Genomic DNA, 22,895 nt, shown 5'->3' with positions numbered 1-22,895 from the left:
AATACGTCTACCGGACGATCGCTCTCCGCCGCATCCGGGATCAAAGCGCCAAGCCCACGGCCCAAACCACGCTTCCTGCGTTCAGCCACGATCTACTCCTCGTTGTGCGATTTCTTCGGCAGCTTCCCGATAGGACAAAGCGCCACTGGAATGGGGGTCGTATGAAATGACTGTCTGTCCAAAACTCGGAGCTTCAGAAATGCGCACGGAGCGTGGAATCGAGGAAGACAGGACCTGCTCGGGGAAGTGGGTACGAACGTCATCTGCGACCTGAGCACTGAGGTTGGTCCGACCGTCGTACATGGTGAGCAGAATCGTACTGATCGCCAATTTGGGGTTGAGATGCTTCTGGATGAGCTGAATGTTCTTGAGCAGTTGACTCAAGCCCTCAAGAGCATAGTATTCACACTGAATCGGGATGAGAACTTCCCGCGCCGCAACGAAAGCGTTGACCGTCAGCAGACCCAGGCTCGGAGGGCAGTCCACGATGACGTAATCCACACGGTTACCCGCCGCTGCCTCTTCATCGAGATAGACACCCAGAGACCGCTGCAGACGCTGCTCCCGTGCGACAAGGGAGACCAGCTCGATCTCGGCCCCCGCCAGGTCGATCGTCGCAGGAACGCATTTGAGGGTCTCGAAGTCCGGGCATTGGGCAACCGCCTCGCGCATGGGGACATCGTCAATGATCACGTCATAGATGCTGGTGACTTCGGAATAGTGATCGATACCCAGCGCCGTGCTCGCGTTGCCCTGTGGATCAATGTCGATGAGCAGAACGTTGAGGTTCTGGTTCGCCAGCGCAGCGGCGATATTCACCGCAGTGGTCGTCTTCCCGACTCCGCCCTTCTGGTTGGCGATCGTGAAGACCCGAGTAGAGTCCGGTTTAGGAAAACTCGCCTGGGACAGTCGATCGGCGCGACGGTTGTCGCGCGCGATTGCAGCACCTATGGGAGACGACTCGTCCATGATCGGCATTCGGCGCACTCCATCATCCATTGGTTTCACAAAGCTATACTCAGCCTAGACCAAATCTACTTCGTACTATTTCTTAGCTATCTCGACGACACGGCTGGGGACATCGAGGATCCCACCGTCGACGATGTGAATCTTCGGTTGGGTCAGGCGGTAGCGTTTCAACAGCTTCTTCGTCTTCGCCAATTCGGCCTCGACCGAAGCACCTTTGAGCGCGAGGATGCGTCCGTCTGGTCCCATCACTTCGTGAGTCCATTCGATGAGAGTCGTCATCGCTTTGACCGCACGCGCAGTCACAACGGTGAACATCTCCTCATCGACGAGTTCTTCGACCCGAGCGCGAACGATGCGCACATTGTCCAGACCGAGATCGTCGACGACCATCTTCAGCCATTCGACCCTGCGCTCCATCGGTTCGATGAGCACGATCTGGGCTTGGGGACGAAGCAGGGCAATCGGAATCCCGGGCAATCCGGCACCGCTGCCGACGTCACCGACGACGTCACTGTCATCGATGAACTCGGCGACAACGGCACAGTTGAGGATATGCCTGGTCCAGAGTCTGTCGATCTCACGAGGGCCGATCAGTCCCCATTCGATGCCGGTGGTCGCCAGATGCTGCGCATACTGCTTCGCTGCTGGGTAGGCAGCTCCGAAGTACTCTTCGGTACCTGGTGGGGGAACTTCGACAGCGGAAATGTCAGTCATGGGCCGGACGGACGAGCACATGCCGACCGTCACCCTCGCCTTCGGACTCCGAAACCAATCCGGCTTGAGCCACCTGATCGTGGATGATCTTGCGTTCGAAGCTGTTCATCGGCTTGAAAGCGAACTCATCGCCCGATTCCTTGACACCCTCGATCGCTCTCTGAGCCTTTTTGATGAGCTCATCGCGACGACTGTTGCGGAAACCATCGATGTCGAGCATCAGCCAGGATCGCTGCCCGGTGCTCGTCTGGACAGCCAGGCGGCTGAGTTCCTGCAGGGCGCCGAGGGTCTTGCCATCTCTGCCCACCAGCGTGCGAAGGTTGGAATCTTCCTCGTCCTCGCAGACGACAGACAACTGCGCGCGTCCATCTCCGACGTCGATGTCGATGTCGCCATCGATGTCAGCCAAATCCATCAGTTCTTCCAGGTAGTCCGCCGCGATCTCTCCCTCTTCTTCGAGGAGCTCTGCTCTCGTCGGCTTCGCAGTCTTCGTGTCACCGTTGTCCGCGACGCCCGCGTCAACACCCTGGTCGACGTTTGCATCAACAGTCTCGTCGACGCTCGCATCGACATTCTCTTCAGTCATGGTTCTTCCTCAGCGCTTCTTGTTCTTCTTGCGGTTCTTGCTCACCGGCTGCTGCCGCTGACGACTCTGGTTCGGGGCCTGCTCAACGGCAGTGTCCGTGCCACCTTTGACCTCAGGCTGCTGCACGGCCTTGCCCTTGCGTGCCTTCCGTTCCAGCATTTCCTTCTCGGCTTTGGAACCGGGGGCCGGCATATTGTGGATGACCACAGCCTGCTGGCACATCGTCCACGTGTTCGAGACCAACCAGTAGAAGAGAACACCGAGCGGGAAGTAAATGCCGCCGATGCCGAACACAAGCGGCATCACGTAGAGCAGCATCTTCTGCGACTGCATCATCGGGTTCGCCATGGCGGACTCCGACATGTTCTTCGCCATCATCTGCTTCTGAGTGACGAACATCGTCGAAGCCATGATGACGATGAGCACGCCGGTGAGGAGCTTGACGCCGAAACCATCCGACATGAATGTCGCGGACAGCGAGATGCCGAAGACCGACGACTGCTCGGCCTGCTGAGCCAGGGTCTGGGTGAACCCGCCGATCGCGTCGATCTTTCCCGAGGCAACGTCGGGCATGTTGTGGATGACGCGAAAGAGGGAGAAGAAGATCGGCATCTGCACGAGGAGAGGCAGACACGAGGCCCAGGGGCTGGTCTTGTTGTCGCGGAACAGACTCATCTGCTCTTCGGCCATGGCCTGACGCGAGTACTGGTCCTTCTTGCCCTTGTACTTAGCCTGCAGGCGCTGAATCTGAGGCTGCAGCAGCTGCATCTTCCGCTGGGACTTGATCTGGTAGACGAACAGCGGAATCAGGATCGCACGGATCACGAGAGTCAGTCCCGCGATCGACAGCACCCAGGTCCAACCATTGGCGGCCGGCAGACCGATCGCAGTGAAGATCTCGTGGAAGATCGCGAGGATCCAAGCAACTACCCACTGCAGCGGGTAGAGCAGCTTGTCCATCCATTCCATTCAGTACTCCTCGTTACAACGATTCTTCACGATCGTTCATTTTGCCATTGTTCGCAGGTCTTCGCGAGACAGGACCGACGGTCCCGATCCCGTGCTAGCCGGAGGCATCGACCTCGCAGCTGTCCGTGGTGCACAGATGCGCTGAACATCCGCGGCACACACGCCGAATATTGTCAGCAGCCCTCGTCGTTATTCATCGAAATTGAGCGGGCCTGGCGCGCTGAACCGGGAACATGGTCCACCCCGCCATGGGAAAAGGGATTGCATCGCAGTATTCGCCACCCAGTTAACACCATTCCCTTGAGAACTCCGTGTATCTCGAAGGCCTCCAGGCCGTACATCGAGCAGCTTGGATAGTACCGACAGACCTGCCCGTACATCGGAGACACCACAATTCGATAGGCTCTGATGAACCATACGAATGGCATGCGCGGTCCGATTCGGATCACCCACCAGGCTGTGGGCCAGAATCCCGCCGGCCTGCGGGGCACCTCCGATGGGTGCTTCAGGTCATGTTCGGCGTCCACGGCTCTCTAGCTTCTTCTGCGCCTTGTCCATGAGCATCGTGACTTCGGACTCGAGCTGTGCAAATTCTGCTTCGGCGGCTTGGGGCAATGCTCTGACCACGAACAGAGCGCCTGGCGCCAGACTGTCGAGTCGGACCCGCATGATCTCTCGGAGACGACGTTTCACTCGGTTCCGGACAACGGCGTTTCCAACGGCCTTGGATACGATGAAACCCACGCGTGCAGCGTGGGAATCATCACTATCTATCAGGCTGTGTGCCATCAAATGGCCCGAGCGCACGCGGACACCAGCTTTGAAGACTCGTCTGAAGTCGTCGCCGCTGCGGATCCGGTGAGCCGCGGTGATCACACTTATGCCGAAACTTCGGCACGTCCCTTGCGACGACGTGCAGCCAGGATCGAACGGCCGGCACGGGTGCGCATGCGCAGACGGAAGCCGTGCTTCTTGGCGCGCTTGCGGTTATTGGGCTGGAAAGTACGCTTACTCACTTCAAGTCTCCGATTTCTAGGTTGCGGTCGAACGACGGTGCGTTCTCACAAAAAACGGCGGTGAGGTTGTCGACCGCCGAGCACTCCTGTGCATAAGAGCCAAAAGATATTCAAGATAATCGGATGAAGCCCGGTACACAGGACACTCCATCTTAGCGAAGGTCAAAGTTGCTGGTCAAACTCGATGCCAATGTTTCACGTCCCCGTCGCAGACTGTTCGCAACAATTCATCCCCTGCACGTCTGAGGTCTTCCACAAGTAACAAGCGTGTAGTTTTCCACATGGTTATCCACCCATGTGGAGGATTACTGGGATGACTCGCCAGTTCTCCACAAACTGTGGAAAACTATGTGGAAGTCATACACAGGTGTGGACCACGCCAAGAGGAAACTACAAAGACGGAGGAAGATTGACGGAGTCGAATTCCAAGAATGAGCTCATCAGCCAATGGCGGACGGTGGTCTCGACCCTGGATCAGGACGCCAGTCTGACCGCCCACCAGAAGGGCTTTCTCTCTCTCGCTGTGCCCAAGGCCCTCGTCGACAACGCACTGGTCCTTCTCGCCGTCCGCGATGAGCACACGCGCAGAACCATTGAGACACGTCTTCTCGGTCCACTGACCAAGGAGTTCTCCCATGTACTCGGTTTCGAGGTGACATTCGGGTTCGTCGTCGATCCGGAACTCGACGTACCGATCAGGTTCGAAGATCTCATCGGGGAACCCACGCCGGGATCACCGATCGAGATCGATCCGGAGACGTCCACCTCGGCGATGGGATCCACCGGATCACCGGCCAATGCACCCGCACATGGCCCCTCTCCTCAGCTGCAGACGCCTCCCCCCTACGACCGCGCGCCCCACCCGCAGCCGCAGACACCCAGATACGACGCCCCCGGGCCGGCACCCGACAACGGTGCACCTGTGGAAAGAACGACGCGAGAGATGAAGATCGCCGAGGCGACCGCCGCCCAGTCCACTCCACCGGTCGAGGTTCCCGGCGTCGCCCAGCTCAACCCGAAGTACACCTTCGACACCTTCGTCATCGGTGCATCCAACCGCTTCGCACATGCTGCGGCCTTCGCCGTGGCCGAGGCACCGGCCAAGGCGTACAACCCCCTGTTCATCTACGGCGATTCCGGGCTGGGCAAGACGCACCTCCTGCACGCGATCGGCTACTACGCGACGCAGCTGTTCCCCGAGATCCGAGTGAAATACGTCTCGAGCGAAGAGTTCGTCAACGACTTCATCAACACGATCGGTTCGTCAAAGACCTCGAACTCTCTGCGCCCGGCGTTCCAGCGCCGCTACCGCGAGGTCGACATTCTGATGATCGATGACATCCAGTTCCTGCAGGGCAAGGATGCAACGGTCGAGGAGTTCTTCCACACATTCAATGCTCTGCACAATGAGGTGAAACAGGTCGTCATCACCTCCGACCAGCCGCCGAAGAAGCTCAAGGGCTTCGAAGAACGGCTGCGTTCACGCTTCGAATGGGGCCTCCTGACCGATGTCCAGCCTCCGGACATGGAGACGCGCTTCGCGATTCTGCGTCACAAGGCAGCCGGCGAGCACCTCGACGTTCCCAATGACGTCCTCGAATACATCGCCTCGCGGATCTCGTCGAACATCCGTGAACTCGAGGGGGCACTGATTCGCGTCACCGCCTTCGCAAACCTCAACGATCAGCAGGTCGACGTCAGTTTGGCCGAGACCGTCCTCAAGGACTTCATCACCGAAGACGACACCCCGACCATCACCGCCGCCGACATCATGGGCCAGACCGCCGCCTACTTCAGCCTCACTCTCGATGATCTCTGCGGCACGTCCCGGTCTCGGACCCTGACCACCGCTCGTCAGATCGCCATGTATCTGTGCCGTGAGCTCACAGAGCTGTCGCTGCCGAAGATCGGTCAGGCCTTCGGCGGGCGCGACCACACCACCGTGATGCATGCGAACAAGAAGATTCGAACTCAGATGGCCGAGCGACGGGCGGTCTACACTCAGGTTACCGAATTAACAAACCGCATTAAACAGCAACATCGCCTATAGAACACGGTATACACATGTGTGGATAACCATGGGGACAAACCGCGTAACCTGGGGATAGAATGGTGGATAACTCCACGAGGTGAGTGGACGGATGTGAACTACATGGATGTGCTTACCCAAGCGCCCACCGAAGGATGCGTGAGCGTGCACAGGGGATCCACACCCCTGGGGATCACGCGGCCCTTGATTACTCGGGCGTAACCGATGGTTGTCCACAAACTCCACAGGTGCTAATACTTCTACTCTATGAATTGAAGTTGTAAGAGGGTGACCGCCACCGACTGCATCGGCTCGGTCGGGAAGCTCTCGAGCACGAGCTCGGACGGAGCTTGGGACCTCGTCGGTTATTCGAACACAGCGTTACGGTCGATTCTCGAATGCGAGATCTCCGAGGTCTCGGTCGGCGCAGCGCCTGTGCTCGACCATGATGTTGGCTGCCCAATGCCGGGAAGCTGAGATTTCGGATAGGCTGTGTAAAGTTTTCCGAGCAACCTCACGCCAGTGTCTTGAGTACGTCGGGTGGCCACCCCGAAGGAGTAAAGTGAACGCCGAAGCATCTCCCCTGAAGTTCAAAGTCAATCGCGACGTCCTTGCCGATGCAGTGACCTGGGCTACCAAGACTCTCCCCAGTCGTCCGTCCGCACCGGTTCTCACCGGCATCCTCATCACCGCCGAGGCTGGTGGGACCGTCCGTCTCTCCGTCTTCGACTACGAAGTCTCATCCCGAGTCGAGATCGCGGCCGATGTCGTCACAGCCGGCACCGTGCTGGTCTCCGGACGACTCCTCGCCGATATCTCCAAGGCGCTTCCGAATCAGGAAGTCACCCTTGAACAGATCGATTCGAAGGTCGATGTCACCTGCAGCTCGTCTCGCTTCTCGCTGATGACGATGCCGGTGGGAGAATACCCAGCCCTGCCGCAGGTCCCCGACGCTTCGGGAACCGTTGCCGCCGGCGAATTCCAGAACGCCGTCTCTCAGGTCACGATCGCGACGTCGAAGGATGACACACTGCCGATTCTGACCAGCGTGCGCGTCGAGATCGAAGGCGAAAAGGTCACCCTCCTGGCCACCGACCGCTATCGGCTCGCCGTTCGTGAGTTCACCTGGAACCCCGGCCGCCCCGACGTCTCCGCGGTCGCACTTCTGCGCGGACGCACACTCTCCGATGTGTCCAAGTCACTCGGCGGCGATGTCACGATCGGTCTGAGCAGCGATGCGGGCAAGGACCTCATCTCCTTCACCTCGGCGGGACGAGTCACGACATCACTGCTCGTCGAGGGCGAATACCCCAAGGTGCGGTCTCTGTTCCCCGATTCAGTGCCGATCCACGCGATCGTCGAAACGGGTGTGCTGCGCGAAGCAGTCCGTCGTGTCTCCCTCGTCGCTGAACGCAACACTCCGCTGCGGTTCGAGGTCAGCGATGGCATGCTCACCCTTCACGCCGGAACCGGTGACGATGCTCAAGCATCGGAAGCCGTCGAGGCAGTGCTGCAGGGCGAGTCGATCACCGTTGGCTTCAACCCGCACTACATCGCCGAAGGTCTGGCAGCGATCGAGAGCCCGTACGTGAACTTCTCGTTCACACAGCCGATGAAGCCCGTCATCATCTCAGGACAGAAGGATCTGGAATCGTCGGCCGACGAGTCGTATCGATACTTGCTCATGCCAACACGTATCTGAATGTGGATATCCCGACTTTCACTGCGCAACTACCGGTCCTATCCTGAACTCGACCTCGAGTTCGAACCCGGAGTCACCACATTCGTGGCCGACAACGGGACAGGCAAGACCAATATCGTCGAAGCCATCGGGTATCTGGCCCATCAGCGCTCTCACCGGGTGGCCTTCGACGCGCCGCTGGTCAATGAGTCCGCGCAGACGGCAACCGTATCGGCTCTGGTCAACCGCGATCAGCGGCATGCCACAGTCGAAGTCTCGATCCAGTCGAAGGGCGCCAATCGGGCACGGGTCAACCGGTCACCTGTGAAGATGAAGGAGATACTGGGACTCGTCTCCTGCGTCGTCTTCGCGCCGGAGGATCTCAGCCTCGTCCGGGGCGAACCAGCGGAGCGACGGTCCTGGATCGACACCTTGGTCGTGTCGCGCAATCCTCGCTACGCCTCGGTGATCACGGATTTCGAGCGTGCGCTCAAGCAGCGGAATGCACTTCTGAAACGTCTGCGCGAGGAGCGCGACCCAGGTCTCGAGGCAACCTTGGACATCTGGAACATGGCCTACGCGGACTCCGCCTCAGAGCTGGTGTTCGGTCGGCAGAAGATCCTTGCCGACATCGTTGAACCGCTGCAGAACAACTTCGCCTATATCGCTGCCGATGCGCGGCTGGAACGGCAGGGAATCAAGGCTCGCTACGATTCGCGCATCGACTATTCGCAGGTCGAGTCCGCGGCCGAATGCAGAGAGCTCCTGCTGGCCGCCCTCGAACGCAGACGTACCACTGAGATCGAACGCGGACTGACCCTGCACGGTCCCGGCCGTGACGATCTGGCGCTGACGATCGGTGATCATCCGGCGAAGGGCTACGCCTCACATGGCGAGACTTGGTCGCTGGCCCTGGCGATGCAGCTGGCGGGGTGGGATCTGCTCAGTTCCGATGCCGGGTCTGCTGCCGAACAGCCGGTCCTCGTCCTCGACGACGTCTTCGCCGAACTCGACACCGGTCGTCGCAGCCGACTGGCATCGCGGATCACCGAAGCGGAGCAGGTCTTCATCACCGCGGCCGTCGACGGAGACCTGCCCAAGGGGCTGGAGGGGCGAAAGATCGGGCAGGAGCGTCTGCTTCCATGAGCGGCATCGAAAAGGACACCTCTACTCCGGTCGCGGCCCTCGAAGCCCTCGACCGGGTGCGACGGATGGAGGCGACCGAGGCGAAATTCGTCCGCAGCCGACGACGGTCACGACTGCGTGGTGAAGCCGTCTACACCTCGGCGGGCAAGGACAAACGCGATCCCGCAGCGATCTCATCGGCACTCGGAAAACTGATCTCCGCCCGCGGCTGGTCCTCGTCGATCGACATCGGCAAGGTGCTGGGCCGGTGGCCCGAGCTGGTGGGAGAACAGGTGGCGATGCACTGCAAACCCGTCGACTTCTCTCCTCCGCTGCTCATCATCGCCGCGGATTCGACGACCTGGGCGACACAGTTGCGGGTGCTCAAACCGACCATCCTGAGAGCGTTGGAGGCCGGGCTCGGTTCGCAGACGATCACGGAGATCGAGATCCGCGGACCGCGGGGACGAACCTTCAAGAAGGGCCGGCGCAGCGTATCCGGCCGCGGACCACGCGACACCTTCGGCTGAGTCGACGAGCTCACCCGAACGAGGCGGTTCGGGCGGGGCTCGGCAGGTGAATTTCTGAGTCTGTGCGAAGACAGAACGCGAAAAACGATAGAAGGCCTTAAACGGCGATAGCCGGTCCCGTTCGTGCCCGGGGGTACATCTGAGGCTTCGAAAATCCGGAAATGCACCTTAAAGGGCCGCTTACGGGCATTTCTGGCCTCGGCGCGGTAGAATGGGAAGCTGTTAGCGCCCACCCTTACAAGGAGTCATATGACGACCGAGGATCTGCCCCATTACGATGCCGGGGATATTACGGTACTCGAGGGTCTCGAAGCAGTTCGCAAACGACCTGGCATGTATATCGGTTCGACCTCGGAACGCGGTCTCCACCACCTGGTTCAGGAAATCGTCGACAACTCCGTCGACGAGGCGATGGCCGGGTACTGCGATCACATCGAGGTGACGATCCTCACCGACGGCGGCGTGAGAGTCGTCGATGACGGGCGCGGCATGCCGGTGGCGATGCACCCCACCGAAGGAAAGCCCACCGTCGAGGTGATCCTCACCATTCTGCACGCTGGCGGCAAGTTCGGCGGAGGCGGCTACGCCGTGGCCGGTGGTCTCCACGGTGTGGGTTCGACAGTCGTCAATGCGCTGTCCGAGCGTCTTCAGGTCGAGGTCCGCCGCGATGGCTACGTCTGGAACATGGACTTCGAACGGGGTGTGCCCACCGGAGAGCTCAGACGTGGCGAAGAGACATCCGAGACCGGGACGATGGTGACGTTCTGGCCGGACTCGACGATCTTCGAGACCACGGACTTCTCCTATGAGTACCTGCGCGCCCGCTTCCAGCAGATGGCGTTCCTCAACAAGGGCATGAAGATCAGTCTCACCGACGAACGCCACGCCCAGATCGAGGACAACGTCCAGATCGACGAGGACGAAGAAGCAGAGGCGAAGCCGCGTGAGGCTACGTACCACTACGAACATGGTCTGCTCGACTACGTGCAGTACCTGAACTCGACGAAGAAGACCGATCTCGTCCACCCGGACGTCATCGTCTTCGAGGCCGAGGAACCCGAAGAGACGCTCTCTCTCGAGATCGCCATGCAGTGGACGACATCGTACAGCGAATCGGTCCACACCTACGCCAACGTCATCAACACCCATGAGGGAGGCACCCACGAAGAGGGCTTCCGCACGGCGCTGACCTCGTTGATCAACAACTACGCTCGTGAACAGAAGCTCCTGCGGGAGAAGGACGCCAACCTCACCGGCGATGACATCCGTGAAGGTCTGACCGCAGTCATCTCGGTCAAGCTCGGCGATCCGCAGTTCGAGGGCCAGACGAAGACGAAACTGGGCAACTCAGAGGTCAAGGGCTTCGTCCAGCGGGTTGTCCGCGACGAACTCGGGCACTGGATGGAATCCAATCCGGCGCAGGCCAAGGACGTCGTTCGCAAGGGACTCCAGGCATCCCAGGCGAGACTGGCTGCGCGCAAGGCCCGCGAAGCCACCCGCCGCAAGGGACTCCTCGAGTCCTCGGGCATGCCCGGCAAGCTCAAGGACTGCCAGTCCAAAGACCCGACGATCTCCGAAGTCTTCATCGTCGAGGGCGATTCCGCAGGCGGCTCCGCAACACAGGGGCGCAATCCGAACACCCAGGCGATCCTGCCGCTGCGCGGCAAGATCCTCAACGTGGAGAAGGCACGACTCGACCGGGCTCTGGGCAACAACGAAGTCCAGGCCATGATCACCGCCTTCGGCACCGGCATCGGCGAAGAGTTCGATCTCGACAAGCTGCGTTACCACAAGATCGTGCTCATGGCCGACGCCGACGTCGACGGTCAGCACATCACGACGCTGCTGCTGACGCTGATCTTCCGCTACATGAAGCCGCTGATCGAGCACGGCTACGTGTACCTAGCGACTCCTCCGCTGTATCGGCTCAAGTGGTCGAACTCTCCTCACGAGTTCGCCTACACCGAGAAGGAAAGCGATGGTCTCCTGGCAGCTGGTCGAGCGGCGGGCAAACGCCTGCCCAAGGACATGGCGATTCAGCGCTACAAAGGTCTGGGCGAGATGAACTATTCGGAGCTGTGGGAGACCACGATGGATCCCGACCACCGGTTGCTCAAGCAGGTGTCGCTCGACGATGCGATCGTCGCCGACGAGATCTTCACGGTGCTCATGGGCGATGACGTGGATTCGCGCCGACGCTTCATCCAAGACAACGCGAAAGACGTTCGCTTCCTCGACATCTGATCCTCACCGTCGGTTCCCCGCCGCTGCCGGGAACCGACGGGCATCCAGACTCTCATGAACTCATTCACCGCCCTGCTGCGCGGGCCAAGACACAAGGGAAGAGCCCACATTGGCTGACGAAAACGACATCGGAACCGACATCAACCGTATCGAACAGGTTGATCTCAATCTCGAGATGCAGAGGTCGTACCTCGATTATGCGATGAGCGTGATCGTCGGACGTGCACTGCCCGACATCCGTGACGGGCTCAAGCCCGTTCACCGGCGTGTGCTGTACGCGATGTTCGACGGCGGCTACCGCCCGGACCGCAACTTCTCCAAGTGCTCACGCGTCGTCGGCGACGTCATGGGCCAGTACCACCCGCACGGCGATACGGCGATCTACGACGCGATGGTCCGGCTCGTGCAGCCGTGGACGATGCGCTACCCGCTCGTCGCTGGACAGGGCAACTTCGGCTCACCGGGCGATGACGGCGCTGCCGCCCCCCGTTACACCGAGTGCAAGATGGCTCCTCTGGCCCTGGAGATGGTCAGGGACATCGACGAGGGGACCGTCGACTTCCAGGACAACTACGACGGTCGCAACCAGGAGCCGACGGTTCTGCCCTCGCGGTTCCCGAACCTGCTGGTCAACGGTTCCTCGGGTATTGCCGTGGGCATGGCCACGAACATTCCTCCGCACAACCTCCGCGAGGTCGCGGCCGGTGCTCAGTGGCTGCTCTCCCACCCCGAAGCCAGCAAGGAAGAAGCCCTCGAAGCACTGCTCGGCATCGTCAAGGGCCCCGACTTCCCGATGGCTGCGACGATCCTGGGCCGCAAAGGCATCGAGGACATGTACCGCACCGGCCGCGGCTCGATCACACAGCGTGCTGTCGTCGAGGTTGAGGAGATCCAGGGACGCACCTGCTTGGTCGTCACGGAGCTGCCGCATATGGTCAACCCCGACACCCTGGCCGCGAAGATCGCCTCCTACGTCAAGGACGGCAAGGTCGCCGGCATCGCCGACCTCCGTGACGAGTCCTCGGGACGCACCGGACAGCGTCTGGTCATCGTGCTCAAGCGCGATGCGGTGGCGAAGGTCGTGCTCAACAACCTCTATAAGCACACCTCACTGCAGGAGAATTTCTCTGCGAACATGCTGGCGATCGTCGACAGCGTGCCGCGCACCCTCAGCCTGGACTCCTTCCTGCGCCTGTGGGTCAAACACCAGATCGAAGTCATCGTCCGTCGCACCGAATTCCGTCTGCGCAAGGCCGAGGAGCGCGCGCATATCCTGCGCGGCTATCTCAAGGCACTCGATGCCCTCGACGAGGTCATTGCTCTGATCCGTCGTTCACCCTCGTCGGATGAAGCTCGCACCGGCCTGATGGAGCTCCTCGAAGTCGATGAGATTCAGGCCAATGCCATTCTCGATCTGCAGCTGCGCCGTCTGGCCGCCCTGGAACGTCAGAAGATCCAGGAAGAGGCCGAGAAGATCGAGCAGCAGATCGCCGAGTTCAAATACATCCTCGCGACCCCCTCTCGGCAGCGCGAGATCGTGTCCGAAGAACTCGAGGAGATCGTCGACCGCTACGGTGACGATCGCCGGACCAGGATCCTGGCCGGATTCGACGGCGACGTGTCAATGGAAGACCTGATTCCGGAGGAAGAGGTCGTCGTCACCATCACCCGCGGCGGATATGCCAAGCGCACCCAGAACCACCTGTATCGCGCTCAGCACCGTGGCGGCAAGGGCATCAAGGGCGCAAACCTGCGCGGAGACGACGTCGTCGAACAGTTCTTCGTCACCTCCACGCACAACTGGCTGCTGTTCTTCACGAACACCGGCCGCGTCTACCGGGCCAAGGCCTATGAACTCCCCGAGGGGTCGCGGGATGCCAAGGGCCAGCACGTCGCGAACCTGCTTGCTCTGCAGCCAGGAGAAACGATCGCCAAGGTGCTCTCGATCCGAGACTACGAGGAAGCTGACTTCCTCATCCTGGCCACGCAGTCCGGCGTCGTGAAGAAGACCCGTCTGAGCGAGTACGACTCGAACCGTACGGGCGGCGTCATCGCGATCAACCTCCGTGAGTACAAGGGGCAGCCGGATGAGCTGGTGTCGGCGCGGATCGTCAGCGCCGAGGACCATCTGCTCATGATCTCCCGCAAGGGAATGTCGATCCGATTCGCAGCCGACGACGACTCGATTCGTCCCCTGGGTCGAGTCACCGGCGGCGTGACCGGAATGAAGTTCAAGGACGATGACGAGCTGCTGACCATGGATGTCATCCAGCCGGACACCTTCGTCTTCGTCGTGACACAGGGCGGCTATGCGAAGCGGACTCCGGTTGACGAATACCGCCTGCAGGGCCGTGGCGGTCTGGGAATCCGGGTTGCCAAGATCACTGAACAGCGCGGAGACTTGGTGGGCGGACTCATTGTCGACGAGGGAGAAGAGGTCCTCGTCGTCATGGAACGCGGTAAGATCGTACGGTCGAATATCGATGAGGTTCCGGCAAAGGGACGCAACACGATGGGTGTGGTGTTCGCGAAACCGGGCAAGAATGACCGTATTATCGCAGTAACGCGTGGACCCGAGACCGTGGTCGAAGAGCTAGACGAAGAAGCTGAGGAACCGGAGGGCGAGGACGCAGAGCCTCAAACCGGCGGCGAGGATGTGGAAGAGTGAGTGACGACAAACAGCCAGGCTCAGGAAAGGTCATACGCACGTCCAGTGGTTCCACCCGCTTGACGGCAGGATCGTCGAAGAACGCGGATAAGGCTGATGCGACCGGCTCCGGCGAGTCGAAAGGTCCCGGCAACTCGGGCACAGCACCCGATAAGACCCGCGTGGTGACTCCTCCTGCTCCCAAGGCCTCACCGAAGCCCAACAGGGCTCCTTCGGCCGGGCAGCCTGCGGGCGGTTCGGCTGCGGCTGGACAGCCCTCTGCCGGGGCCGCCTCCGGCGGCTCCGCTGCCTCAAGCCAGGCAACCGGATCGCAGAAGTCCACTTCGGGAAACGGTTCGTCCACCTCGGCGATGGGAGCAGCCGCCAACACTGTTCGCGCCAGCTCCGGCAGCGTGAAAATGGGCGTCAAGAACATGGTCGACAGCGGCAAGGGCAACAAAAAGAAGAAGGGCCCGCGAACGGTTCGCCTCACCGTGTCAGCGGTGGACCCGTGGTCGGTCATGAAGATGTCGTTCCTCATGTCCGTGGCCATCGGCATCGCCACCATCGTGGCTTTCATCGTGCTCTGGGTCGTCCTCCAGGCCACAGGCGTCATGGGCGGCCTGGAAGACACGATGACTGAGCTCGCAGGTGGCGAATCGGCAGAAAAGATCATCGGCATCTTCGGATTTGGTCGGGTCGTCGCGGCCGGCTTCATCATCGCAGTCATCAACATCGTGCTGATGACGGCTCTGTCTACTCTCGCCGCGTTCATCTACAACATCGGATCCCTCATCGCGGGTGGATTCCATCTGACCCTGACCGACGACTGAGACCGACAGCAGCCCGCAGCGGCTCTCATCTACTCCACAACGCTCCCGCTGTCCGACGGCGACCCGGATGCCTTGAACCGGAATTCCGGGTCGTCGCCAGACAGCTCACGGTCTGCATTCGGCGTATGATGAGCTCATGTGAGGCGAGTCACTGTCAGCCGATTTGTGTTGGAATGACCCGTTGGGTATCGTTTTACCTCGGGTTCACCCCCTGAAAAGGGCCTATAGCTCAGGCGGTTAGAGCGCTTCGCTGATAACGAAGAGGTCCCTGGTTCAAGTCCAGGTAGGCCCACATCCTTTCGAGGAGGATCATGAAGAAATGGATTCTCAGCGGTCTCACACTTGTGGGACTCGGAGTATTCTTCCGGTGGCGGCACAGCAATCAGAGTGCCCAAGCCGAATGGTCCGAACACACCGACTCGGTGTGAGGGCGAGTCCCTTTTGGGGGTATGGCGCAATTGGTAGCGCATCTGCTTTGCAAGCAGAGGGTTAGGGGTTCGAGTCCCCTTACCTCCACCAGATGACGAAGGCTCCGGACCGAATCGGTCCGGAGCCTTCGTGCTGAAACAGCTTCTCTCTTTCCCCGAATTGTGGGGATATCCATATATCTCACGGCACGCGGAATAAGCTAACCTTGATTGCCGTTGACTGCTTTGTCGACGAGTGCTTCTGCCCTGCCCAGGCGGCTCATTCTCATCTCTGATCGGAGTATTTCCTTGTCCCGCGACAGCTCACAAGCCCACGCACACGAGACGCCTGATTCCTCAATCGATCCTGCCGGTATGCGGGTGATCTGGCTGCTTCTGGTGGCCGCCTTCGTCGCGATCCTCAACGAGACGACGATGGCCATCGCCATTCCCGAACTCAACGCTTCGCTCGGAATTCCTCCGGAACTCGGACAGTGGCTGACCAGCGCGTTCATGCTGACCATGGCCGTCGTCATTCCCACGACGGGATTCCTGTTGCAGCGCTTCACCACGCGTCAGATCTTCCTGGCCGCGATGATCCTGTTCTCGTCCGGTACTCTGATCTGCCTCGTAGCTCCAGGCTTCGCCGTCCTGCTTGTGGGGCGCGTCGTCCAAGCCGCGGGCACCGGCATCATGATGCCGCTGTTGATGACGACGATGATGAATGTCGTCCCACCGCATTCGCGGGGTCGGATGATGGGTCGAGTCGGCCTCGTCATCTCGCTGGCCCCTGCAATCGGTCCGACGATGTCAGGCATCGTGCTCGATTCGCTCGGATGGCGTTGGCTGTTCGCCATCGTCCTGCCGATCGCTCTCGTCGCCCTCGGGCTGGGTGCGAAGTGGATGACCAACCTGGGTGAGAGCACCCATGCGCCCATCGACATGGTCTCCGTCGTGCTTTCTGTCTTCGCCTTCGGCGGAATCGTCTTCGGCCTGAGTCAGTTCGGCGGCGGTCAGGGCGGCGATGGTGGAGGTGCCTCGACCACCTCCGCGTGGACTGCCATTGTCGCCGGGCTGGTGTTCCTGGCCCTGTTCGCCTGGCGTCAGCTGATGCTGCAGAAGGAGGACCGGGCGCTGCTGGACCTGCGTGTCTTCTCCGCGAAGAACTATGTCATCGCGGTCATCATCATGGCCGTCGTCTCGCTGGCCATGTTCGGCACCTTCTCCCTGCTTCCGCTGTACCTGCAGAACGTCGCCGGCCTCAACGCCACCCAGTCGGGCCTCGTCCTCCTGCCGGGATCCATCCTCATGGGCGTTCTCGCTCCCATCATGGGCCGCATCTACGACGCGCGTGGACCCAGGACCCTGCTGATCCCAGGCTCGGTCATGATCGCCGCATCGATGTTCTCCTACTCCATGGTTGGGATAGGCACGCCCACCTGGGTCCTCGTCGTCATCCAGACCGTCATGTCGCTGGGACTGGCGGCGTCGTTCACACCGCTGTTCTCGGCCTCGTTGGGGTCGCTGGAGCCCAAACTGTACTCCCACGGATCGGCCGCGCTGAACACCATGCAGCAGGTGGCGGGCGCAGCCGGTACCGCGCTGCTCATCTCCATCTACTCCTCCGCCCTTCACGCCGGTGAGGCAGCAGGACGTTCCGTGGCGGAGTCCGGTGCCCCCGGAGCGCATAACGCGTTCCTGCTGGCCGCGGTCATCGCTCTGGTGCCCGTGGTGCTGTCATTCTTGATCAAAAAGCCCGAAGACCAGAACGATGCCCCCGCCGAGGCGACTGCTTCGGCTGCGGAAGCAGGCGTCGAATAGTCTGAGACTGAGTTGATCCACGGTCCTTGGATACGTGCGAACGTGGCGCAGTGTGCAGGGTCTGAACTAAAGTCGTCGTCGTGAATTCGAATCGATGGCAGCACATCATGGAATGGCCACTCGTAGTCGCCGCGCTCATCTTTCTCGGCGCCTACAGTTGGCAGGTGATCGGACAACCTACCGGCACACGCGCCGATATCGCATTGGCGTTGGTCGTCATCTCGTGGTGCGTCTTTCTCATCGACTACGTGATCAGCCTCTACCTCGCTGAAAGCCGCTGGGCCTGGTTCCGTCATCATCTCTTTGATCTCGCCGTGATCGTCCTGCCGTTGCTGCGGCCCCTGCGCGTGCTGCGCGCCATCACGGTTCTGCACATCCTCAATCGAACCGTCGGCACCGCCGTACGCGGTCGGATTCTCATCTACACCGCCTCGGCGTCAGCACTGCTGGTGTATGCTGCGGCACTTGCGGTCCTCGACGCCGAACGTGGGACCGACTCAGCGATCAATTCCTTCCCCGACGCGATCTGGTGGGCCTTCGTCACCGTCACCACGGTCGGCTATGGAGACATGGCACCGGTCAGCGGCTTCGGTCGGGTGCTCGCTGTCTTCCTGATGCTGGGTGGGATCGCCCTCCTCGGTGTTGTCACCGGGACGCTGGCCTCCTGGATCGTCGAAACGGTGTCGACGGATGCGGAGCAGAACCAATCTGCCACCGTTGCCCATATCCATGCCCTCGAGGAGACGGTCGAGGCGCTGGCACTTCGGGTCGAGACCTTAGGCGGGTTGGCGAAGACAGGTTCGGATTCGCCGTCGACGCTGAGTCCGAAGGAGCCGGGAGGGTGACGATGCGTGCGGACAGGACGGCGGAATTGTCTTCCGATTGCGCATAACGTGCTGAAGCGAGTAATATCGGCCTGTACTCGGGGGTATGGCGCAATTGGTAGCGCATCTGCTTTGCAAGCAGAGGGTTAGGGGTTCGAGTCCCCTTACCTCCACCAGAAGATCGTTGTTCAAACCGACGACATCACCGGTTTGAGTTCCAGATTCCGCCGTCCGTCCTTGCTGGCGGACGGCGAGGGTCTGGACGTCGGGGTTGAAGAACACGTTGAACGGGATGCCGGGGGCGCCGTTGATGGTGTCGTCGTCGAGGACGATGAGCTTGTCGAAGAAGGCTTGGTTGGCGATCCGGCGTAGTGAGTCGTCGATGCTCATGTAGATGGCGTGCATGTCGCCTGCGAGGGTGAGACAGTCGTCCAGGTGTGCTTTGGCTTGTTCGTACTCGATGTCTCCGGCGTTGATCTGGGCGTCGAGGAACGCGATCCGTCGGGCGATGCGGTCCTGCTCGCTCCTCAGGAGGTCGAGGGGGACGGCGCCGGCGTAGTGGGCCTGCATGAGTTTCTGGCGTTCATCGCGGAGTGCGTCGCGTTCGATCTTGTACGCCTGGGCTTCCTGTCTGGCGACTTCGTGGAGCCGGTCGAACTCGCTGGTGACCAGCTCGCGCAGCGCATGAAGGACGTGTTCGGGTATCTGCACGTGCCGGTAGTAGTCCTCGACGGCGGCTTCGATGTCGGGCACGAACATGGACTTGCGTTCGCAGTTGGTGCGCTTGGCGTGCCGTCCGGTGCACATGAAGTAGGGGTAGACGACCCCGCGGCGGCTCTTGGCGTTGGTCAGCGTCAAGCGCGAGCCACACTGCCCGCAGTAAAGGGTGCCTTTGAGGTAATGGTCATGGGACTGGGTCTTCTCTCCGGAGGTCTGATGGGCGGTGAGCACGGCCTGCACCCGGTACCAGACCTCGGGCGCGACCAGCGGTTCGTGTAGGCCGTCGTAGCTGGCGCCGCGGAACCGGACGCTGCCCTTGTAGTAGGGGTTGGTCAGCATCTTGTGGATCGTGGACAGCACCGGCGCCTTGGACGGCCGCTTCGGAGTCGACACGGTGGTCAGGCCACGATCGATGAGTTCCTCGCGCAGGCTGATCGTGGAGTAGTTGCCGGTGGCGTAGGCCTCGAACGCCCACTTGACCAGCGGTGCCCGCTCGGGGTCGACCTCGACGGTGCGGACTTCCCGGCCGAGTTCGTCACGGCGGGTGACGTTGAGGTAGCCCATCGGGGCTTTGCCGTTGGTGCCGCCGCCCTGGGCTTTCTGGTTCATGCCCTTGGAGACTTCACCGGCGAGGTTGCGGGAGTAGAACTCCGCGATGGTGGACATGATGCCGTGCAGCAGCATCCCCGAGGGGGTCTCGTCGATGTTCTCGGTTGCGGAGACGAGCATGACGCCAGCCTCTTTGAGGGCCAAGTGGATGGTCACGTCGTCGGCGCGGTTGCGGGCGAGCCGGTCGACCTTGTGGACGATGCAGTAGGCGACCTGGTGGGTCTTGACGTACTCGATCATCCGCATCAGCTCAGGCCGGTCGGCCTTGCGGGCGGACTCGCCGGCGTCGATGAACTCTTCGCTGATGATCGCGTTCAGTTCGCGGGCCGTGCGCAGGTTCGCCTCGCGCTGCGCGGGGATCGAGAAGCCCTCGTCCCGTCCGCCCTTGGAAGCCTGCTCCTTGGTGGACACGCGCAGGTAGGAGACCGCGAGGGTGGTGGTCTCACCGACGCGATCCAGAGCTTCGGTGGCAGATGGGCGTGGTGTCGTGGTGGTCATGGGTCGTGTTTCCTTCCCCAGTGAGTTGGGGCCAGCACGAGCGGCCGCGGGACCGCTGGTGCGGTGCGACTCGTAAAGGGGAAACACGACCCGGCGGCTCCGAGGGAGCTGGCCGGGTAAGCCACGAAGGCCAAACAGGACTGCGCACCACGACCGAACCCGTGGGTTCAGCCGTTGGCTTCTTGCTGTTCTGATTCTACCTCGTCGCCTCCGACGGGCCCATGACCGTGACGCTGGGGCGGGGATGCATGCCCGGTGCTGCCTGGTTCAGGGTGGTGTTGTTCGGTGCGGGCGAGTGCCATGCCGATGAAGAGCTGGGCGAGCTGATGTAGGTCCGGGCTCTGACGGGGCTCGGCAGCGATGCGGTAGTCGCGCATCCTGGCGGGCAGCCGCTCGTCCCTGCCGTGTATCTCTCGGCGGGTCATGTGAGTTCTCCTGTCTGCTCGTCGAGGGTGCGGAAGAACGCCTCCTCGGCTTCGCGGCGGGCTTCGACCTGCTCGAACACGAACTGCACGAAGTCCTCGCCGCGGTCGGCGATCAGCATGTCCTCCACGGGCGGTGCCGGGTCTTCACCGGGCCATACGGTCTGGCGGGTGGTCCGGTCGCGGTCCAGGCGGGTGCCGGAGGCGGCGACCCACTCGCGCAGCCGGTTGCGGGTGTCGGCGAAGTCGCGGTGCCACCCAGCCGGTGCGGACCCGTTCTGCTCGGGGTCGTAGGCGCACAGCCAGTGGATGTGCAGCGCGGACAGTTCCCACACCAGCTCGGGGTGCCGGTGCCAGAACGGCGGCAGCACACTTGCGGGAAGCCCGTAGGTGCGGCGCAGCCACACCACCCAGTCGTTCAGCGCCAACCACTCGGCTTCCAGGTCGTCGGCGCTCAACAGGTTCCAGTTCACCGGGTGCGGCGGTTCCGCCACATCATCGACAGAACCATCGGCCTCGGCGTCGGACTCGTGGTCAAGGTAGTCGGGTTCGTCCGGCTCGGGGGTGTACTCATCCATCGTCAGCATCCCCTTCCGGTCACATGCTCACGGCCGCAGGCGACTGCGAGACCGGGCGGTGCTCGGGTGCGGTGAACGCGGCCGCGTCTCGCTCGGCGGCTGCACGCCGTGGGGTGCGGTCGACGTCGTAACGGGTGCGGGCCATGTCGTGCCCGAGCCGGCGGGCGACGAACTCCTCACCCTCCACAGCCTGCCCGTCGCGCTGGTAGCTGTACTCGCGCACGTACCCCTCGGCGACGAACTTGTCGCCCTTCGCCAGTCGTTCGTGGCCCTGCTCGGCGGCGGCCTTGAACGCGACCAGGTTGTGGAAGGTGGTCTCCAACTGCGTGAACGACCCGTCCTCCTCCTGCCGGTAGTGCTCCTTGCCGACCTTCATGAACAGCCGGGCATCACCGTTCTCGGTGCGGGTCAGCTGCGGGTCCGATGCCACGAACCCTGAGAACGACTCTTGTGTGCGGATAGCCATCAGACTCTCCTCCTGACACATCACGCGACCCCACGTGCAGGACCGCTCGTGCCAGACAGGTGCACCCACACGTCCACGCGGGGGTCAGGAGCCCGGGCGGCGCAGCAGCGCTTCGATCTCGGCCCGGTCGGTCTTGAGTTGGGCGGCATCAGGACGCGAGGGCCAGGCGTTCAAGTCGGTGACGATCGGTGGCGCAGAGCGCAACAGGGTCACACCGATGCCGAAGGGCAGTGCCAGCGCGGCACCCTCTACCTGCTCGCCACCGGAGCCGGAGCAGGCGCTTCCGCCGCACTCGTAGGCCAAGGGGGTCTTGCCGTAGGCCTCGACGAACACCGCCGATAGCCGTGACCGTGATAGATGCACTTCACTGGCTAATGACTCTAGGGTCCATCGCCGGGCGATGTCGGCACGCAGTAGGGCTGCTGCCTGATGCGCCTCGGCACGCAGCGGCGCGAGATACCGATAGCGCGGCAGGCCGGGCCCGTTGGCCTTCCTTTGGGTCGGGGACCGCCGTGCCGGGGTGGTTTTCACATAGGGCGTGATGACGTCGAGAACCGCGAACAGCAGCGCCTGCATCCGGTAGAACTTCTCCGGCGACGGACCATCGAGGCTGAGCGACACCAGTTCGTCCAGCCACGGCATCAGCATCCCAGCACGGTCTTCACCCAAGTGGAGTATCTGAGCCGGTTCGGAGTACAGCTCGTCGGCGAAGTCCTGTGCGTCCCAGCGATCAGTGAGCAGCGCGGCGTGCTGCCAGAACACCTGGTCGATCACGTAATCCCGATCCAGGTAGAGGGTGGTGACGGTAATCGAGCCCTCGGGTTCACTGCCGCACACGGTGTTCGCGGCCAGGGCGACGATATCGCCTACCGCGACGGGCTTCTCGCCGAACTCGCTGAGCAGGATCGCCGAGCCATGGCGGACGAAGATCAGCCTCACGCAGTCATAGGCGACGGGTGCGATCGGCGCGTGGATGGTTTTGCTGCGGGCAATGATCGGTTGACAGTCGCGGCGGCCTGCCAGGAGCGCTGCGTGCTGGGGGTGCGTGCCCGACGACATGACAGGGCCGGGTCAGACGCACTTCATCGCGCAGACGGACAGCGCAAGGTCGATGACGAGCCAGCCGACGATCGGGCCCACCTGGACGTGGCCGCATCTTCTCGCAGAAGCGGCCACGTCCGGGTAGGCATCGCGCTGAGGCATGCTC

General features: G+C 61.7%; 21 protein-coding genes, 3 tRNA genes and 1 pseudogene. 12 read left to right on the top strand and 13 right to left on the bottom strand.

The window, feature by feature from the left end:
* Positions 1 to 81: 81 nt before the first annotated feature.
* From BLT92_RS09520 to rpmH, 7 genes are all read right to left on the bottom strand, one after another.
* Complete coding sequence (locus tag BLT92_RS09520) at positions 82 to 978, bottom strand: ParA family protein (protein WP_092105152.1); 897 nt, start codon at positions 976 to 978, stop codon at positions 82 to 84.
* Positions 979 to 1,044: 66 nt separating this feature from the next.
* Complete coding sequence (gene rsmG, locus BLT92_RS09515) at positions 1,045 to 1,683, bottom strand: 16S rRNA (guanine(527)-N(7))-methyltransferase RsmG (RefSeq protein WP_231939115.1); 639 nt, start codon at positions 1,681 to 1,683, stop codon at positions 1,045 to 1,047.
* Positions 1,676 to 2,269 carry a Jag family protein gene (locus BLT92_RS09510; RefSeq protein ID WP_092105150.1) on the bottom strand — a complete coding sequence of 198 codons (594 nt, stop codon included), beginning with the start codon at positions 2,267 to 2,269 and terminating at the stop codon, positions 1,676 to 1,678. The genes rsmG and BLT92_RS09510 overlap by 8 nt, the downstream gene beginning before the upstream one ends.
* A gap of 9 nt (positions 2,270 to 2,278) precedes the next feature.
* Positions 2,279 to 3,238, bottom strand: a complete 960-nt coding sequence (gene yidC, locus BLT92_RS09505; protein ID WP_092105148.1) for a membrane protein insertase YidC — start codon at positions 3,236 to 3,238, stop codon at positions 2,279 to 2,281.
* A gap of 173 nt (positions 3,239 to 3,411) precedes the next feature.
* A complete protein-coding gene (yidD, locus tag BLT92_RS20850; protein ID WP_269457391.1) occupies positions 3,412 to 3,666 on the bottom strand; it encodes a membrane protein insertion efficiency factor YidD in 255 nt (84 codons plus the stop codon).
* Positions 3,667 to 3,748: 82 nt separating this feature from the next.
* Positions 3,749 to 4,114, bottom strand: a complete 366-nt coding sequence (gene rnpA / locus BLT92_RS09495) for a ribonuclease P protein component (RefSeq protein ID WP_092105144.1) — start codon at positions 4,112 to 4,114, stop codon at positions 3,749 to 3,751.
* 2 nt (positions 4,115 to 4,116) lie between these two features.
* Positions 4,117 to 4,254 carry a 50S ribosomal protein L34 gene (rpmH, locus tag BLT92_RS09490; RefSeq protein WP_009882743.1) on the bottom strand — a complete coding sequence of 46 codons (138 nt, stop codon included), beginning with the start codon at positions 4,252 to 4,254 and terminating at the stop codon, positions 4,117 to 4,119.
* Between the two features lie 457 nt (positions 4,255 to 4,711).
* Here rpmH and dnaA point away from each other — a divergent pair, with 457 nt between their 5' ends.
* From dnaA to BLT92_RS09425, 12 genes are all read left to right on the top strand, one after another.
* Positions 4,712 to 6,304, top strand: coding sequence for a chromosomal replication initiator protein DnaA (gene dnaA / locus BLT92_RS09485; RefSeq protein ID WP_407922886.1), 1,593 nt, complete (start codon positions 4,712 to 4,714; stop codon positions 6,302 to 6,304).
* 541 nt (positions 6,305 to 6,845) lie between these two features.
* Positions 6,846 to 7,985 (top strand): DNA polymerase III subunit beta, encoded by a 1,140-nt coding sequence (gene dnaN, locus BLT92_RS09475; protein WP_172802580.1) that lies wholly within the window; start codon positions 6,846 to 6,848, stop codon positions 7,983 to 7,985.
* Complete coding sequence (recF, locus tag BLT92_RS09470) at positions 7,986 to 9,110, top strand: DNA replication/repair protein RecF (RefSeq protein WP_092105139.1); 1,125 nt, start codon at positions 7,986 to 7,988, stop codon at positions 9,108 to 9,110.
* Positions 9,107 to 9,619 carry a DciA family protein gene (locus BLT92_RS09465; protein WP_092105137.1) on the top strand — a complete coding sequence of 171 codons (513 nt, stop codon included), beginning with the start codon at positions 9,107 to 9,109 and terminating at the stop codon, positions 9,617 to 9,619. Before recF ends, BLT92_RS09465 begins: the two co-directional genes overlap by 4 nt.
* A 249-nt stretch (positions 9,620 to 9,868) precedes the next feature.
* Positions 9,869 to 11,863, top strand: a complete 1,995-nt coding sequence (gene gyrB / locus BLT92_RS09460; RefSeq protein WP_092105135.1) for a DNA topoisomerase (ATP-hydrolyzing) subunit B — start codon at positions 9,869 to 9,871, stop codon at positions 11,861 to 11,863.
* Between the two features lie 109 nt (positions 11,864 to 11,972).
* Positions 11,973 to 14,531: a DNA gyrase subunit A gene (gene gyrA, locus BLT92_RS09455; RefSeq protein ID WP_092105133.1), complete on the top strand. Its 2,559-nt coding sequence runs from the start codon at positions 11,973 to 11,975 to the stop codon at positions 14,529 to 14,531.
* Entirely contained in the window at positions 14,528 to 15,343 is an 816-nt protein-coding gene (locus BLT92_RS20845) for a DUF3566 domain-containing protein (RefSeq protein WP_231939114.1), read from the top strand. Before gyrA ends, BLT92_RS20845 begins: the two co-directional genes overlap by 4 nt.
* Before the next feature lie 218 nt (positions 15,344 to 15,561).
* Positions 15,562 to 15,635 (top strand) — tRNA-Ile (locus BLT92_RS09445).
* A gap of 151 nt (positions 15,636 to 15,786) precedes the next feature.
* A tRNA-Ala gene (locus BLT92_RS09440) sits at positions 15,787 to 15,862 on the top strand.
* A gap of 263 nt (positions 15,863 to 16,125) precedes the next feature.
* Entirely contained in the window at positions 16,126 to 17,571 is a 1,446-nt protein-coding gene (locus BLT92_RS09435) for a DHA2 family efflux MFS transporter permease subunit (protein ID WP_092105131.1), read from the top strand.
* Positions 17,572 to 17,651: 80 nt separating this feature from the next.
* Complete coding sequence (locus BLT92_RS09430) at positions 17,652 to 18,416, top strand: potassium channel family protein (RefSeq protein ID WP_197679694.1); 765 nt, start codon at positions 17,652 to 17,654, stop codon at positions 18,414 to 18,416.
* A 79-nt stretch (positions 18,417 to 18,495) separates the two neighbouring features.
* Positions 18,496 to 18,571: transfer RNA gene (locus BLT92_RS09425), tRNA-Ala, on the top strand.
* Positions 18,572 to 19,169: 598 nt separating this feature from the next.
* On the opposite strand, the pseudogene BLT92_RS21245 reads toward BLT92_RS09425, so the two are convergent.
* The 6 genes and pseudogenes from BLT92_RS21245 to BLT92_RS21035 form a co-directional block, all read right to left on the bottom strand.
* Positions 19,170 to 20,222: pseudogene (locus BLT92_RS21245) on the bottom strand (recombinase family protein); the annotation flags it as partial.
* Between the two features lie 167 nt (positions 20,223 to 20,389).
* Positions 20,390 to 20,647 (bottom strand): hypothetical protein, encoded by a 258-nt coding sequence (locus BLT92_RS09415; RefSeq protein ID WP_092105127.1) that lies wholly within the window; start codon positions 20,645 to 20,647, stop codon positions 20,390 to 20,392.
* A complete protein-coding gene (locus tag BLT92_RS09410) occupies positions 20,644 to 21,222 on the bottom strand; it encodes a hypothetical protein (protein WP_092109057.1) in 579 nt (192 codons plus the stop codon). The genes BLT92_RS09415 and BLT92_RS09410 overlap by 4 nt, the downstream gene beginning before the upstream one ends.
* Before the next feature lie 19 nt (positions 21,223 to 21,241).
* Positions 21,242 to 21,688: a single-stranded DNA-binding protein gene (locus BLT92_RS09405; RefSeq protein WP_092105125.1), complete on the bottom strand. Its 447-nt coding sequence runs from the start codon at positions 21,686 to 21,688 to the stop codon at positions 21,242 to 21,244.
* An 84-nt stretch (positions 21,689 to 21,772) separates the two neighbouring features.
* On the bottom strand, positions 21,773 to 22,747 hold the full coding sequence (locus BLT92_RS09400) for a helix-turn-helix transcriptional regulator (protein ID WP_231939111.1): 975 nt from the start codon (positions 22,745 to 22,747) through the stop codon (positions 21,773 to 21,775).
* A 12-nt stretch (positions 22,748 to 22,759) separates the two neighbouring features.
* The gene (locus BLT92_RS21035; protein WP_269457387.1) at positions 22,760 to 22,891 is read right to left on the bottom strand and encodes a hypothetical protein; all 132 of its coding nucleotides are present in this window, start codon (positions 22,889 to 22,891) and stop codon (positions 22,760 to 22,762) included.
* Positions 22,892 to 22,895 lie beyond the last annotated feature (4 nt).

This window comes from Brevibacterium picturae (assembly GCF_900105045.1).
Lineage (GTDB): Bacteria > Actinomycetota > Actinomycetes > Actinomycetales > Brevibacteriaceae > Brevibacterium > Brevibacterium picturae.
This window is presented reverse-complemented; position numbering and strand designations above follow the sequence as displayed.

Excerpts from the sequence above, each read along its gene's own strand:
- BLT92_RS09520 (WP_092105152.1), bottom strand. The coding sequence starts at position 978 with ATGCCGATCATGGACGAGTCGTCTCCCATAGGTGCTGCAATCGCGCGC.
- rsmG (WP_231939115.1), bottom strand. The coding sequence starts at position 1,683 with ATGACTGACATTTCCGCTGTCGAAGTTCCCCCACCAGGTACCGAAGAG.
- BLT92_RS09510 (WP_092105150.1), bottom strand. The coding sequence starts at position 2,269 with ATGACTGAAGAGAATGTCGATGCGAGCGTCGACGAGACTGTTGATGCA.
- yidC (WP_092105148.1), bottom strand. The coding sequence starts at position 3,238 with ATGGAATGGATGGACAAGCTGCTCTACCCGCTGCAGTGGGTAGTTGCT.
- yidD (WP_269457391.1), bottom strand. The coding sequence starts at position 3,666 with ATGCCATTCGTATGGTTCATCAGAGCCTATCGAATTGTGGTGTCTCCG.
- recF (WP_092105139.1), top strand. The coding sequence starts at position 7,986 with ATGTGGATATCCCGACTTTCACTGCGCAACTACCGGTCCTATCCTGAA.
- BLT92_RS09465 (WP_092105137.1), top strand. The coding sequence starts at position 9,107 with ATGAGCGGCATCGAAAAGGACACCTCTACTCCGGTCGCGGCCCTCGAA.
- gyrB (WP_092105135.1), top strand. The coding sequence starts at position 9,869 with ATGACGACCGAGGATCTGCCCCATTACGATGCCGGGGATATTACGGTA.
- BLT92_RS09435 (WP_092105131.1), top strand. The coding sequence starts at position 16,126 with ATGCGGGTGATCTGGCTGCTTCTGGTGGCCGCCTTCGTCGCGATCCTC.
- BLT92_RS09415 (WP_092105127.1), bottom strand. The coding sequence starts at position 20,647 with ATGACCCGCCGAGAGATACACGGCAGGGACGAGCGGCTGCCCGCCAGG.
- BLT92_RS09410 (WP_092109057.1), bottom strand. The coding sequence starts at position 21,222 with ATGGATGAGTACACCCCCGAGCCGGACGAACCCGACTACCTTGACCAC.
- BLT92_RS09405 (WP_092105125.1), bottom strand. The coding sequence starts at position 21,688 with ATGGCTATCCGCACACAAGAGTCGTTCTCAGGGTTCGTGGCATCGGAC.
- BLT92_RS09400 (WP_231939111.1), bottom strand. The coding sequence starts at position 22,747 with ATGTCGTCGGGCACGCACCCCCAGCACGCAGCGCTCCTGGCAGGCCGC.
- BLT92_RS21035 (WP_269457387.1), bottom strand. The coding sequence starts at position 22,891 with ATGCCTCAGCGCGATGCCTACCCGGACGTGGCCGCTTCTGCGAGAAGA.